Raw genomic sequence first — 12959 nt, forward strand, 5'->3', positions numbered from 1 at the left:
TTACTCCTCCCCTCTAAGCTCGCGGCGGCTGGGCAGACGAACCGCGAACGATGCATTCTGTCGGGTGTCGGTCGCCTTCAAAAAGGCGAGCATGCCCCATGCCGACAGCATGGACGAACCGCCGTTGGATACGAACGGCAGCGTAACGCCGGTGAACGGCAGAATATCGACCGCACCGAATACATTCAGACAGGTCTGGAACACCAGCAGACTGGTGGCCGCGCATGCGGCGATGGTGTAAAAGCTGGAGCGTCCGGCGCGGCAGGCGCGGACAGCGAACACGGCCAGCGTAATGATGCAAAGGATGGTCAGCACCGCGATAACAAGTCCCCATTCCTCGCACAGCATGCCGAACACGATGTCGGTATCCGCGGCAGGGAGATTCGAGAGCCAGCCCTTGCCCGCACCGACGCCGATCATGCCGCCGGAGGCGGCTGCGGTCAGCGTGTGTGTCTGCTGGAAGCCCTTGTCGTACACGTCCTCCCAGATATGTCCCCAGGAAGCGAAGCGAGCGGCAACGTGCGGCTTGATGGTCAGCATGACCATGCCCGCGCCGAAGCAGCCGGCGCACACAAGGCCGATGGTGGCAAAATCGCCCGAACGCAGGTACGCGATGACAAGGAACGTCACGAAGAACACAAGTGCGGTGCCGAAGTCGTTCTGCAGCGCGAGACAGCCGCCGCAGATGGCGGTCAGACCGATGAACATCCACAGGTTGCGCTTGTTGAACAGGCGGTCGAGCGTTGCGGCACCGGCGAAAATATAGCAGATTTTCGCAATTTCCGAGGTCTGCAGAGACAGAGGACCGAGACGCAGCCATGCCTTCGCGCCGCCCTGCGACGAGCCGATCAGCAGTGTAATAGCCAGCAGTCCGACTGCCGTTGCGCTCATAAACCAGCGCACCTTCTGCGCCCGGGTCAGGTCGCGCAGGAAGAAGCCGAGCACGATAAAGATGGCAAGACCCATCAAAATCGCAATCAGCTGCTTGGGCAGCTCGTCCGGCACGGTCGAGCCGGTGACGGCGAGTGACAGCGTACATAGGAAGAACGCTATCGTCTCCATTTCAAAGCCGATGCGGCGGAACAGGCGCATGACGATGAAATACGCCCAGCAGATTACCGTAAAGACAAAAAAGGTGAGCGGAATGGTGGTGGTCGCCTTGTCGCCCTGTGCGATAATGAGCTGCAGACCGGTGAGGATCTGGAACAGCGTCAGCAGTACGAGCGAACCCCACATGCCGGCCGGCTTGCCCTCAATGCGGCGCTCGACCATCTGTGCACGCTTTTCCTCAGCGGTAATGGGCTCCATGATAGCGGGAATGCCCGCAAAGGTGACCGTGTCGCCGTCCTCGACAAGCGCATACTCGTCCACCGGCAGGTCGTTTACCTTGATGCCGCCCTTGGAACCGAGGTCGTATATCGTCCAGCTGCCGTCATCCTCGCGGATGAGCGCGGCGTGCTGACGCGATACCGATGGATATTCCAGCTGCACATCGCAGCTGGGGGCGCGTCCGATGATGTTCTCCCAATGGGTGATGGGCAGGCGGGCACCGTTGCGCAGCACCAGATAGCCCCAGACCTCATCCGGGTGCTTGACCTTCCACAGCGAGCGGATCGCACCGACAAGGATCATCAGCGCCAGCAGCGGGAACACGAAGCGCACAACGGTCGTGTACCACGCCCCGATGAGCGGTTTTTCCGCCAGCAGAGCCGTCAGCCTGTCGAGAAGCTGCTGCAAAGCATCATTCATGTAAATTTCCTCCTTTCGAGGGATGCTGTTGATTACTTGGATTTACCAATAATACTACCAGTATAGCCTATCTATTATAGCATAGGTTGTCAAGAAATTTGCTGTTTTTCACAAACTTTCACGAATATCTTGATTGACATTGACAGAATGTTGTCACGGTGTTACACTGAATCCATAAACTACATACGCGACAAACGAAGTTTGCAGGAAAAAGCCGCACGGGCAACCGCCCATGGCTTGCCGAAGGAGCAAAACTCTCAGGCGTCCGGATTTCCGGATGAGGACTGTAAATGGATGTGGCTCTGGAGAACGTTCCTCAAGGGGACTGCCGAAGGTGCAACGCGCGCAAAGGGGTTTGCGTGCCAATCTCTCAGGCAAAAGGACAGAGATGAACCTGTTTTTATAGACGTTAGGATATAAAAATAAGTTCCGCGGAACCACAGCAAATGTTTTCTCACGGTGCAGGGTGTACCGTCTGTTTGCTGTCTTTCCGTTTCTTTGGAGCCGTAACCCGATGCTGATTGGGTTCGGCTTTTTTGTTTGCCGCAAAACAAAGAAGGGGTATGTAAAATGACAATGGAAGTATTGGCAGACTGGGTAAGCCGAATCAGCAACGTCGTGTGGAACGGCCTGCTGCTGTACCTTCTGGTCGGAACCGGCATCGTGTTTACCATCCGCACGCGCTTCGTTCAGGTGCGTAAGTTCGGCGCAGGCTGGAAGCATCTGTTCGGCCATTTCTCGCTCAACGGTGAGAAGGCGGGCAAGGACGGCATGAGTCCGTTCCAGGCGCTTACCACCGCGATCGCGGCGCAGGTCGGCACCGGCAACATTGCAGGCGCGGCTACCGCACTGTATTCCGGCGGTCCGGGTGCGATTTTCTGGATGTGGCTGAGTGCGTTCTTCGGCATGTCCACCATCTACGGCGAGGCGGTTCTCGCGCAGAAGTACAAGACCACGGACGACAAGGGCCACGTTACCGGCGGTCCGATCTACTACATCCGCGCACGCTTTACCGGTAAATTCGGCAAGTTCCTCGCCGGCTTCTTCTCGATTGCAATTATTTTTGCACTGGGCTTTACCGGCAACATGGTACAGGCAAACTCGATCAGCGTCGCGTTCAACACCGCGTTCGGCGCACCGATGATCGTTGTCGGCATCATCTGCGCGATCATTGCAGCGTTCATCTTCCTCGGCGGCGTAGGCCGTATCGCATCCGTTACCGAGAAGGTCGTTCCAATCATGGCGCTGTTCTACATGGCTGGCTGTGTTGTTATCCTGTGCATCAACCATGCAGCAATCATTCCGGCATTCAAGTCCATCTTTGTTGCAGCATTTGACCCGCAGGCTATCCTCGGCGGCGCTGCAGGCATCACGGTTCGTCAGGCAATGCGCTACGGCGTTGCACGCGGTCTGTTCTCGAACGAGGCCGGCATGGGCTCCACGCCGCACGCGCACGCTCTGGCAAAGGTAAAGCGTCCGCAGGATCAGGGCGAAATTGCTATCGTTTCCGTATTTATCGACACCTTTATCGTACTGACGCTGACCGCTATGGTCATCCTGACCTCGGGCATGCTCAATCCGGGTGCACCGGACGGTCTGCAGGGTACCGAGCTGGCACAGGCGGCATTCAAGGCTTCGCTTGGCTCGGCAGGCATGGCTTTTGTTGCCATCTGCATGCTGTTCTTCGCGTTCTCTACCATCATCGGCTGGTATTTCTTCGGTGAGCAGAACGTAAAGGCACTGTTCGGCCACAAGGCTGTTAAGGTTTACGCCGCTATCGTTGTTATCTGCATCGTGATTGGCTCCGCACTGCATGTTGATCTGGTATGGAACCTGTCTGACCTGTTCAACGGCCTGATGGTATTCCCGAACCTGATCGCGCTGCTGGCGCTGTCCGGTCTGGTTGCCAAAGCAGCCCACGACAAGGACATTATGAAGTAAGCTGTCGCGGAACGACACGGTTTGTGCAGAAATCGGTTCCGTACTGTATCGTTTGATAGAAAATGCACCGCAGTTTTGCGGTGCATTTTTCAGTCTGTCAAAAAACAGCATTCCGACTCTTGTACTTCGTGCGGCAGCACGCATAAAATAGAATTTGCGGAGCAAATTCATAAATTCCGAGAGCATGTATCTCGGAATTTATACAAGGGAAGAAAAAATGTGCCTGCAAGGCGCGATTTTTCTTCGAAATTCGATCGAAAGCGTGGTTTCGATCGAGAGGCTGCTCGGAAAACGTTAGTTTTTCGACGGCCTCAAAATGCACCGCAGTTTTGCGGTGCATTTTTTTGCAGACACCGAAAAAACACTGGTTTTCGCGTTCTCAGTACCGTATAATAGGGGAGTACCGCGGGAACATTTTCATATTCCACCCGTTCAGGATATAAGGCAGCATCGCACAATTAAAGCTGCGGCGCTTTGCGGAAATTTTACGCTCTGATGTCGTTGCGGATTTTTGCAATACACAAAGTATTGCTGCAAACCCGCGCCTAATCAGAACGCGAAATTTACTCGCAAATTGCTCTTGTTCAATGATGCGGTATTGCCTAAAAAGGAGAATTTCACATGAAAAAACGTACATTTTTGCTTTTTGGCCTGTTGGCGATGCTGGTTCTGACCGCCTGCGGCGGCAAATCGGGCGCGCAGACCTCGACGGATGATGCCGCCGACACGAGCGATAACTCGCAGCAGACGACTGCTGAGGAGACCGCACAGCCCATCGGTCAGCACCATGCACAAATCACCATCAAGGACCACGGCACGATTGACATCGAGCTGGACGGCGATGCAGCGCCTATCTCAGTTCAGAATTTTATGGACCTTGCAAACGACGGCTTTTATGACGGACTGACCTTTCACCGCATTATTACCGGCTTTATGATGCAGGGCGGCGACCCGCTGGGCAACGGCACCGGCGGCTCGGAGAACACCATCAAGGGCGAGTTTTCGGATAACGGTGTGGAGAACAAGCTGTCGCACACGCGCGGTGCGGTTTCGATGGCACGCTCAAGCAATCCGGACAGCGCATCCTCGCAGTTCTTCATCGTTCAGCAGGACAGCACCTATCTCGACGGCCAGTACGCCTGCTTCGGCTATGTGACCAAGGGCATGGATGTTGTGGATGAAATCTGCGATAATACGCCGGTCGAGGACGATAACGGCACGGTTAAGACGGAAAATCAGCCGGTTATTGAGAGCATTAAGATTATCGACTGACTGTGCAAAGCGTAAAGAGTTGAGGGTGAAGATTGGAGAGTAAGTTTCGGTTTTCCTCTTAACATAATAAAGCACCCCCTCTGTCAGACCGTATATCATACTGTCTGACAGAGGGGGTGCAGTTCCATCCCGGACTGTACACAGGATTCGGGATGTTTTTTTTACTTCGCTGTTAATATTTCAGATGCCGTTCCGAAGGATTTCATCTTTTCGGTAAACTGGAATTTACCGAGATAACACCACTTTTTTCAGTCGGCCAGGATTTCCTGAGAGCCGTATAGGAAATCAGGAAGTTGGCAAGCCAGCCTGCCGGCACGGCAAGCCAGACAAATGCAATACCAAAACGCGGTGCACAGATCAACGCCACGGACAAGCGAATCGCAAGGTTTACCATATTGGCAATGAGGAACGGCCGCATGATTCCGAGTCCGCGAAGAACGCCATCGGTCGCCATTTTGATGCCCATAAAGACAAAGAAGAAACCAATCCATCTCATATAATCTCCGGACACCTGATAAGCCAGGGCGGTTCCGTCTTTTCCAAGGAACAGCGAGGAAATCTGCGTGTGCAGCGTTTCAATGACAAGGAAGGCAAGAACAGCAAAGCATGCATCCAGAATCAATGCTGCGCGGTAGCCTTTTTTGATGCGCTGGGTTTTGTTTGCGCCAAGGTTCTGGGAAACATACGGCGAAACCGCATTGCCGATGGACACAAAAATCAGAGAAAAGACGTTCTCCACCCGCATCGTCGCCGCGTATCCCGCGAGTGCCTGTGTGCCGAAGGGATTTACCACCGCCTGTACGATCATCATACCGATGGATACGGTAGACTGCTGAAGAACCGATGGAACAGCAATCTGAAGCATCGAACGCAGCTCCTGCCCGTCAAACCAGACAAAGCTGCTCTTATACCGCCGCATCCGATAAAAGAAAATCAAAAGTGAAAACACAGCCGAAATGCCCTGCGCAATCAGCGTTGCAAGCGCCGCACCGAACACGCCAAGTCCCAGACCGGCTACCATCCAAAGATCCAGCACAATATTCAGGATTGATGAAAAGATCAGCAGTCCCAGCGGAATTTTTGATTCACCAATGGAAGTGAACATGGTAGAAAGAATATTGTACATGAACAAAAACGGAAAACCTACGAAATAGACCCGCAGATACAGTACTGCCTCCTTCAGAATATCGGCAGGGGTCTGTAATCCGCTCATCATCGCATGGGAAAAGCAAAAGCCAAAGACACCAAGGATGATACTCAGAAGTAAAAAGCTGATCAGGGAGGTAGATACAATGGTTTTCATTTTGCCATACTCTCTGGCGCCGAAATAACGGCTTACGAGCACGCCTGCACCGACACCGGCACCCAGCGCCACACAAATGAAAACATTGGTCAGGGCAGCGCAGGCGCCGACCGCTGCAAGAGCGGAAGAGCCGACAAACTGACCGACGATGATGGAGTCGGCCATATTGTATACCTGCTGAAAAAAGCTGCCGAGAATCATCGGCATGGCAAAAACCGTCAGCGCTTTCAGGGGCGCATCGGTAATCAAATATTCATCTTTTGACATGATCATTTTCCTCCACAATTTCTGGCTTTTTATTAGAAAGTACGAGCATAGCAGGAATTTCTCTAAACAAGAAAAAGCCAAATACCATTGCTGCAGCCGGTTCACAGGAACACAGAATGGATGCCTTTCCCGCCTCCATATAATTCGGTGTTGCCTTAAGGAATCCGCTTTGTCCGTTTTGACCTTGCGGATAGAACCGCCGTGTGCCGGTCGGTTCGCACGGTGGTGCGCGAGGTCGGCTTTCTATGCAGGAGAGCCTCCTGCCCGATTGGCTATATCAAACCGGACAGCACGGCTGTCATCTAATCCGATAATACCTTTTCATGAAATCCAGAAAGTGAATAGCCTGCTCGGACATACGCCGTATGGACGGATACACAATGTACAGCCGGCGCAGGAACGCTGACCGTCCGAGGGGGAACAGCAGCAGGCGTCCCTGCTGTGCATCGGTCTGCACAGTTGCGCGCGACAGAATGGAAATGCCCATGCCAAGTGCGATGCAACGCTTGAGCGCTGCCGCGTCATCCATGACGGCGATGACATTCAGTTCATCAAGCGACAGACCGTGATTTTGAAGGAAATACAGTGTTTCCTGCTTGGTACCCGAGTTGTCCTCGCGCAGCAGGAACGGTTCGCGCAGGAGCGCTGTCAGCGGGTCCAGCTGGCTTTGATAGGCACGGAAATGCGGTGTGTTCGGTGCGGCGATTATCAGCTCGTCCGAGGTGACCGGCAGAAATTCGCAGTTGGCCTCTGCGGTCTTTGTGCCGACCAGACCGATATCGCAGGTGCTGTCTGCGACCTTGTTTATCACATCCAGACTGTCCGAGCAGCTGGTGCGGAATCGGATTTCCGGGGTCTTCTCGTGGTACGCTGCCAGCAGCTCGGGCAGCAGATACAGCGACGGCACGGACGATACGCCGATATGCAGCATGGTTTCCTGCCCGTTGGACAGCTCCAGAATGGCTTTGTGCCGCAAATCGAGGATTTCTGCAGCATAATTATACAGCGTCTGACCGGCCGGTGTCACCGAGAGCGTTTTTGTCGTGCGTTTGAGCAGCTGCGTGTGCAGCTCCTTTTCCAGATTGCAGATGTGCGCGCTGACGGTCGGCTGCGACAGATACAGCTTCTGTGCAGCAAGTGAAAAACTGCGGTACTTCACGGTATAGACATAGGCTTCCAGCTGACGAATATCCATGGGCGGCATTCCTTTCGTTTTCTCCATTATAGCTGTATTTATAGATTATATCAATAGATTCAATCAAATTATCAATAGAATCAATTTCACATTGAAAACACCGCATGATATACTGAATACAGCATAAAATTCCCTCATTTCACAAAAAAGGAGAAAATCATGAAACTGTTTGACAAGACATGGAAGCTAGCAGTGTCCGGTGCGGTGATCGGACTGCTGGTCATGCTTCTGGCAATTTACGGAAACCCTGCCAACATGGCGATCTGCGTTGCCTGCTTCATCCGCGATACAGCGGGTGCGCTTAAGCTGCACACTGCGGCTCCGGTGCAGTATTTCCGTCCGGAGGTCGTCGGCTTTGTCTGCGGCTCGTTCCTGCTGGCGCTGCTGACCAAGGAGTATAAGTCCACCGCCGGTTCCTCGCCGATGGTGCGTTTTATTCTGGGCGCTGCGATGATGATCGGCGCCCTCGTATTCCTCGGCTGTCCGCTCCGCATGGTGCTGCGCATGGCCGCCGGTGACTTGAATGCGTGGGTCGCGCTTATCGGCTTTGCAGGCGGTGTGGCGACCGGCTCGTTCTTCCTCAAGAAGGGTTTCTCGCTCGGCCGTGCGTATGAGGCCAAGCCGGTCGGCGGTGCCGTTCTGCCGGTTGTGCTGGCGGCGCTGCTCGTAATCGGCGTGGCGACCGGCGCTTACGCGGTCAGCACCGAGGGCCCGGGCAGCAAGCATGCGCCGATCATTCTTTCTCTGGTGGTTGCGCTCATCATCGGTGCGCTCGCGCAGAAGAGCCGTATGTGCCTTGCGGGCAGCATCCGCGATATCATTCTGATGAAGAATTTCGACCTGATCAGCATTATCGCGGCCCTGTTTGCAGTGATGGCAGTCTACAATGCGGCAACCGGCAGCTTCCACCTCGGTTTTTCCGGTCAGCCGATCGCGCATTCCCAGCACCTGTGGAACATTCTTGGCATGTATGTTGTAGGCTTTGCGGCTGTGCTGGCTGGCGGCTGCCCGCTGCGTCAGCTCATTCTGGCAGGTCAGGGCTCGTCTGATAGCGCGGTCACCTTCCTCGGTATGTTGATCGGCGCGGCATTCGCGCATAACTTCGGTCTGGTCGGCGCGGCTGCCAAGGCGGCAACCGAAACCGAGCCTGCAGTCGCAGGCGGTCCGGCGGCAGCCGGCAAAATCGCCGTGATCGTCTGCATTATCGTGCTGTTTGTCATTGCGGGCACCAATCTGCGCCGCAAAAAGACGGCAAAGTAAGTCGGAAAAGGAGAATGTGCAATGGCTGAATATGTTGAAGTAGATGTTCGCGGTCTGTCCTGTCCGGAGCCGGTTCTGCTGGCGATGGACGCGATGCAGGATCACCCGGGGAAGCTGATCCGTGTGCTCGGTGACGAGGCGCACACCCGCAAGAATATCGAGAAAATGCTCGAGTATGAGAACAAGTCCGGTCAGACGACTGTGCGTCCGGATGGGTGCTTCGAGATCGTTTTTCAGGCGTAATGCGAGAGAAAAAGCCGTATCAGGTGCTCACCTTCCACACCACCGATGCCGCCATGGAGATGGAAGCATTCTGCAAGCAGAACGGTATTGCCGGCCGGCTGGTGCCGGTGCCGCGCAGATTGTCCGCCGGATGCGGCATCGCGTGGCGCATGGAAGCCGAAGTTTACGCGCAGTATCAGACGGTTATCGCGGACTGCGGGATTGAGATCGAGCAGAGCGAGGTGTTTGTGTTCTAAGTAACCATAAAGCGGCATGACTTTGATGCAAGTCATGCCGCTTTTCTGTTTATTTGTTTTCGGTTTTCACGATTTTCTTTATAAAATGACATTGAGGAAATCCTGTGCAGCCCCAGAATTTTTCGCCGATATGTGTGCCGCGTCTGGCCTCCCGCATAACAAGCGGCTTGCCGCACTTCGGACAGTATTTTCCCTCCGACGGCGCAGGCCGCTCGGCGGCAGGCTGGTCCTCCAGCTCCTCCTGCTTGAATTTTTCGATATAGGTGATTGGCTTTTCAATGTGCATTTTGTTCAGATAATACTCACCATCTTCTTTCAAATCCTTCATGGAAGATTTCAGTTCACTTGATTCTCTGTTCATCCGCTTAATCGTTTCCACCAACTGATCCGCACGGATAACCTGTTTTTTTACTTCCTGTGGAGCATCTTGGTCATTGATAATCGTTTTAGGATTAGAAAGCACGACCAATCCCTTGAAAAAGTTACTAAACCAGTGATTTCGAAGTGCTGCCATCACCTTACCATGATTTTCGTTTCGACATTCATTCAGCACCTGCAAATGCCGCTGATTCTGCGTAATCGGCGAATAAATTCCCTCTTTATAGTACCGACCGCCGCAGCGAATTGTGCGGATAAAATCGCCCTTGCTGTTGATCTCGATATTGCCGAACAGATTTTTGCACTCCAACACAAAGTTAATCTTTGGAGTCAGTACCAGAAAGTCAATCTGTGCCGAGGCACCGGACACGCTTTCAATATACAAATCGTGCAGCACAACCATATCCATACCGCTGTTTTTCAGCTCAAACAGAATATTATCCTCACCGATAATGCCGGCTTTCACCACGGCAATCTCTTTTGCGATTTTTTTCGCGTTTTCTCCGGTTGCCTTTTCCGCCAGCTCTTCCAGCTGCCGCAGATACTCCTTTGCGTTGCTGGATTCTTTCGCAATCACAACCTCCGGTTTTGAAAACAGTCCCATGTTTATCCCTCGTGTTTCTCTTTTTCCTGCGATTTTCGCTTGTATAATTTTAGTATACCATATAGGAGAAACAAGGAAAAGTTCCGTCCTCAAATTTATCCACAGGTTTGTGCATATCTTCGTGGATATTTCCACAGGCACGCAGAAGCCGCAGGCGAAAGTCTGCGGCTTCTGAGGCTGTCGAAAAACTAACGTTTTCCGAGCAGCCTCTCGCTCGAAACTACGCTTTCGAGCGAAATCGAAGAAAAACCGCGCCCTGACGGGCACATTTTTTCTTCCCTTGTATAAATTCCGAGATACACAAGGTGAATTGCCGCATAGCGGCAAGAGAGGGTGGTCTGGACCATGCTCCCGGAATTTATGAATTTGCTTCGCAAATTCTATTTGATGCGTGCTACCGCACGAAACGCAAAACGCCAATCTGATTTTTTGACAGACAGAAGCCGCAGACTTTCGTCTGCGGCTTCGTTTACGTTTACCTGGCACTGCTAATCTTCGTTGCCTTTCTCAGCACAATCTGCGCTGTGTATGTTTATGATGCGGATTGCAGCGGCAGTTACCCGTGGGTGTTATTTTCCGTCGTTTGCAATCGCGGTATCAATATTCTCCTGCAGCTGCTTCATGCTGCTTTCGTTCGTGATGCCGCCGAGTACCGGTTTACCGACGATTTTTCCGTTCCGGTCGATAACATAGGTGGTTGGGAATGCCGTGGTGTTCAGTGCAAACTGACCGGCCTCGCTGCCGGATGCAAAGGTGATGTTGCGGTAGGATGCCCCCTTGGTCTGCAGAATCTGTTTAGCGGTAGCAATGGCATCCGTATTGTCATCGAGCGTTTCTGTATTGATGCCGATAACCTCGCCGCCCTGAGCCTTGACGGTCTGATTCAGCTTGTCCAGATCACCAAGTTCGGCCACGCACGGCTTGCAGCCGCTGAACCAGAGATTCACGACCGTAAACGCGTTGTCAGCGAACAAGCTGCTGTCCACGGCGTTGCCGTCCAGGTCTTTGCCCTCGAAAGCGGGGAACGTGCTGTCGTCGGATGCGGTGGTGCCTTCCTCGGGCGGAAGTTCCTGCAGCTGGTCCTCCAGCTTGCGGACCTTGGCGGCATCGTCGGTCAGCGTCTTGTAGTCCTCGGCCGAGAGCTGGTCCTTGACGTTATTAATCGCAAGATCGAGTACATCGGCGTAGTTGGTGCTCTGAGTGCTCTGCGACAGATTGTCCTTGTCGAGCGAATTCAGAGCCGTTGTCCACAACTCCTGGTGCTGGTCGAGGATGGCGTTTTCCTCCGCTATCAGCTCGGAGACGGTTTTTGCCGGTTTGCCGCAGGCGGATGCGCCGAGCAGCAGGCTTACGGACAGGGCAAATGCAATCAGTCGATTTCGTTTCATTAGATGGTCTCTCCTTTGTTATGCGTTTGGGTTTTATCGCCCAGACCGTAGCGGTAGCAGATAGCATCGGTCGGGCAGGCTTTCATACACATGCCGCAGCGGATGCACTCGGCATGATTGGGGTTTTTCGTGATATCCACATCCATTTTGCAGGCTTTGGCACACGCGCCGCAGGATACGCACTTATGCGTATCCACCTGCATTTGAAACAGTGAAACGCGGTTCAGCAGGGCATAAAAGGCGCCGAGCGGGCACAGCCATTTGCAGAATGGACGGTAAAACAGAATGCTGCACACGATAACGGTCAGCAGAACGGCTGCTTTCCAGGTAAACAGCGCGCCGAGCGCGGAACGAATACCGGAATTGACCGCCGCCAGCGGCAGCGCGCCCTCGAGAACTCCCTGCGGACACAGGTACTTGCAGAAGAACGGATCGCCCATGCCGAGTTCATTTGTGACAAGTACGGGCAGCAGCACCACCATGATCAGCAGCACCGCATATTTCACATAGCGGAGCGGCTTCAGCCTTTTGGTGGACAGCTTAGGCGAGGGGATTTTGTGCAGCAGCTCCTGAAACCAACCGAATGGGCACAGAAAACCGCAGATGAACCGTCCGAGCAGGACACCGAATAAAATCAGGATTCCGGTGATATAATAGGAAAATTTAAACTTTGATGAGCCGATCACCGCTTGAAACGCGCCAATCGGACACGCGCCGGCTGCACCGGGGCAGGAATAGCAGTTGAGTCCGGGCACGCAGACGGTCTTGCCGCTTCCCTGATATAGTTTGCCCTGTACAAAATTCGGCAGGTGGATATTGGTCAGCAGGGTGGCTGCCGCCTGTATCCAACCGCGAAAGCGGGATAAAAAAGGGATTTTTTTCTTATCCAATGCCAACACACTCCATACACAGGCGGATCGCCTTTGATAATACGGTTTCGGCTTCGCCGAGGCGGATGCCCAGAAGAATCATCGCAACAGCACTCAGCAGCAGCACCAGCTGAGCGGCGGTTTTGTAACGCGGCATAGTCGTGCTCCTCTCACAGTTGTTGTAAACAGTATACAGCGGACGACATAAAATCTTTGTTAACAGGCTGGAAATGCGGAAGATTTTTTTGCGAGAG

General features: G+C 53.5%; 12 protein-coding genes and 1 riboswitch. Of the genes, 5 read left to right on the plus strand and 7 right to left on the minus strand.

Going from position 1 to position 12959, the window contains the following annotated elements; genetic code table 11:
• Entirely contained in the window at positions 1-1749 is a 1749-nt protein-coding gene (locus DW088_RS09950; protein WP_118360590.1) for an FtsW/RodA/SpoVE family cell cycle protein, read from the minus strand.
• A gap of 292 nt (positions 1750-2041) precedes the next feature.
• A riboswitch (glycine riboswitch) is annotated at positions 2042-2145 on the plus strand.
• 180 nt (positions 2146-2325) lie between these two features.
• On the opposite strand from DW088_RS09950, the gene DW088_RS09955 reads away from it, so the two are divergent.
• Together DW088_RS09955 and DW088_RS09960 are read left to right on the plus strand one after the other, a co-directional pair.
• Positions 2326-3690 (plus strand): alanine/glycine:cation symporter family protein, encoded by a 1365-nt coding sequence (locus tag DW088_RS09955; RefSeq protein ID WP_118360648.1) that lies wholly within the window; start codon positions 2326-2328, stop codon positions 3688-3690.
• Between the two features lie 621 nt (positions 3691-4311).
• A complete protein-coding gene (locus DW088_RS09960; protein ID WP_118360591.1) occupies positions 4312-4962 on the plus strand; it encodes a peptidylprolyl isomerase in 651 nt (216 codons plus the stop codon).
• Between the two features lie 202 nt (positions 4963-5164).
• On the opposite strand, the gene DW088_RS09965 is transcribed toward DW088_RS09960, so the two are convergent.
• The gene (locus DW088_RS09965; RefSeq protein WP_442861185.1) at positions 5165-6538 is read right to left on the minus strand and encodes an MATE family efflux transporter; all 1374 of its coding nucleotides are present in this window, start codon (positions 6536-6538) and stop codon (positions 5165-5167) included.
• Positions 6539-6830: 292 nt separating this feature from the next.
• Positions 6831-7727: a selenium metabolism-associated LysR family transcriptional regulator gene (locus DW088_RS09975; protein WP_158574659.1), complete on the minus strand. Its 897-nt coding sequence runs from the start codon at positions 7725-7727 to the stop codon at positions 6831-6833.
• Positions 7728-7886: 159 nt separating this feature from the next.
• On the opposite strand from DW088_RS09975, the gene yedE reads away from it, so the two are divergent.
• Genes yedE through DW088_RS09990 form a run of 3 tightly spaced genes read left to right on the plus strand, consistent with a single transcriptional unit; the run spans position 7887 to position 9466 of the window.
• A complete protein-coding gene (gene yedE, locus DW088_RS09980) occupies positions 7887-8987 on the plus strand; it encodes a YedE family putative selenium transporter (protein WP_118360594.1) in 1101 nt (366 codons plus the stop codon).
• Positions 8988-9008: 21 nt separating this feature from the next.
• Positions 9009-9230 (plus strand): sulfurtransferase TusA family protein, encoded by a 222-nt coding sequence (locus DW088_RS09985; protein WP_118284744.1) that lies wholly within the window; start codon positions 9009-9011, stop codon positions 9228-9230.
• Entirely contained in the window at positions 9230-9466 is a 237-nt protein-coding gene (locus DW088_RS09990; RefSeq protein WP_118360595.1) for a DUF3343 domain-containing protein, read from the plus strand. The genes DW088_RS09985 and DW088_RS09990 overlap by 1 nt, the downstream gene beginning before the upstream one ends.
• Positions 9467-9515: 49 nt before the next feature.
• Here the strand turns inward: DW088_RS09990 and DW088_RS09995 are convergent, their stop codons facing one another.
• From DW088_RS09995 to DW088_RS10010, 4 genes are all read right to left on the minus strand, one after another.
• The gene (locus tag DW088_RS09995; protein WP_118360596.1) at positions 9516-10448 is read right to left on the minus strand and encodes a nuclease-related domain-containing protein; all 933 of its coding nucleotides are present in this window, start codon (positions 10446-10448) and stop codon (positions 9516-9518) included.
• Positions 10449-11017: 569 nt separating this feature from the next.
• Entirely contained in the window at positions 11018-11836 is an 819-nt protein-coding gene (locus tag DW088_RS10000; RefSeq protein WP_118360597.1) for a TlpA family protein disulfide reductase, read from the minus strand.
• Positions 11836-12726, minus strand: a complete 891-nt coding sequence (locus DW088_RS10005) for a 4Fe-4S binding protein (RefSeq protein WP_199720430.1) — start codon at positions 12724-12726, stop codon at positions 11836-11838. Before DW088_RS10005 ends, DW088_RS10000 begins: the two co-directional genes overlap by 1 nt.
• A complete protein-coding gene (locus DW088_RS10010; protein ID WP_118360599.1) occupies positions 12719-12862 on the minus strand; it encodes a CD1871A family CXXC motif-containing protein in 144 nt (47 codons plus the stop codon). Before DW088_RS10010 ends, DW088_RS10005 begins: the two co-directional genes overlap by 8 nt.
• Between the last annotated feature and the right edge of the window lie 97 nt (positions 12863-12959).

The organism is Butyricicoccus sp. AM05-1, assembly GCF_003474415.1.
GTDB lineage: Bacteria > Bacillota > Clostridia > Oscillospirales > Butyricicoccaceae > Agathobaculum > Agathobaculum butyriciproducens.

Coding starts and splice junctions, on each gene's coding strand:
- DW088_RS09950 (WP_118360590.1), bottom strand. CDS start 1,749: ATGAATGATGCTTTGCAGCAGCTTCTCGACAGGCTGACGGCTCTGCTG.
- DW088_RS09955 (WP_118360648.1), top strand. CDS start 2,326: ATGGAAGTATTGGCAGACTGGGTAAGCCGAATCAGCAACGTCGTGTGG.
- DW088_RS09960 (WP_118360591.1), top strand. CDS start 4,312: ATGAAAAAACGTACATTTTTGCTTTTTGGCCTGTTGGCGATGCTGGTT.
- DW088_RS09965 (WP_442861185.1), bottom strand. CDS start 6,538: ATGATCATGTCAAAAGATGAATATTTGATTACCGATGCGCCCCTGAAA.
- DW088_RS09975 (WP_158574659.1), bottom strand. CDS start 7,727: ATGGATATTCGTCAGCTGGAAGCCTATGTCTATACCGTGAAGTACCGC.
- yedE (WP_118360594.1), top strand. CDS start 7,887: ATGAAACTGTTTGACAAGACATGGAAGCTAGCAGTGTCCGGTGCGGTG.
- DW088_RS09985 (WP_118284744.1), top strand. CDS start 9,009: ATGGCTGAATATGTTGAAGTAGATGTTCGCGGTCTGTCCTGTCCGGAG.
- DW088_RS09990 (WP_118360595.1), top strand. CDS start 9,230: ATGCGAGAGAAAAAGCCGTATCAGGTGCTCACCTTCCACACCACCGAT.
- DW088_RS09995 (WP_118360596.1), bottom strand. CDS start 10,448: ATGGGACTGTTTTCAAAACCGGAGGTTGTGATTGCGAAAGAATCCAGC.
- DW088_RS10000 (WP_118360597.1), bottom strand. CDS start 11,836: ATGAAACGAAATCGACTGATTGCATTTGCCCTGTCCGTAAGCCTGCTG.
- DW088_RS10010 (WP_118360599.1), bottom strand. CDS start 12,862: ATGCCGCGTTACAAAACCGCCGCTCAGCTGGTGCTGCTGCTGAGTGCT.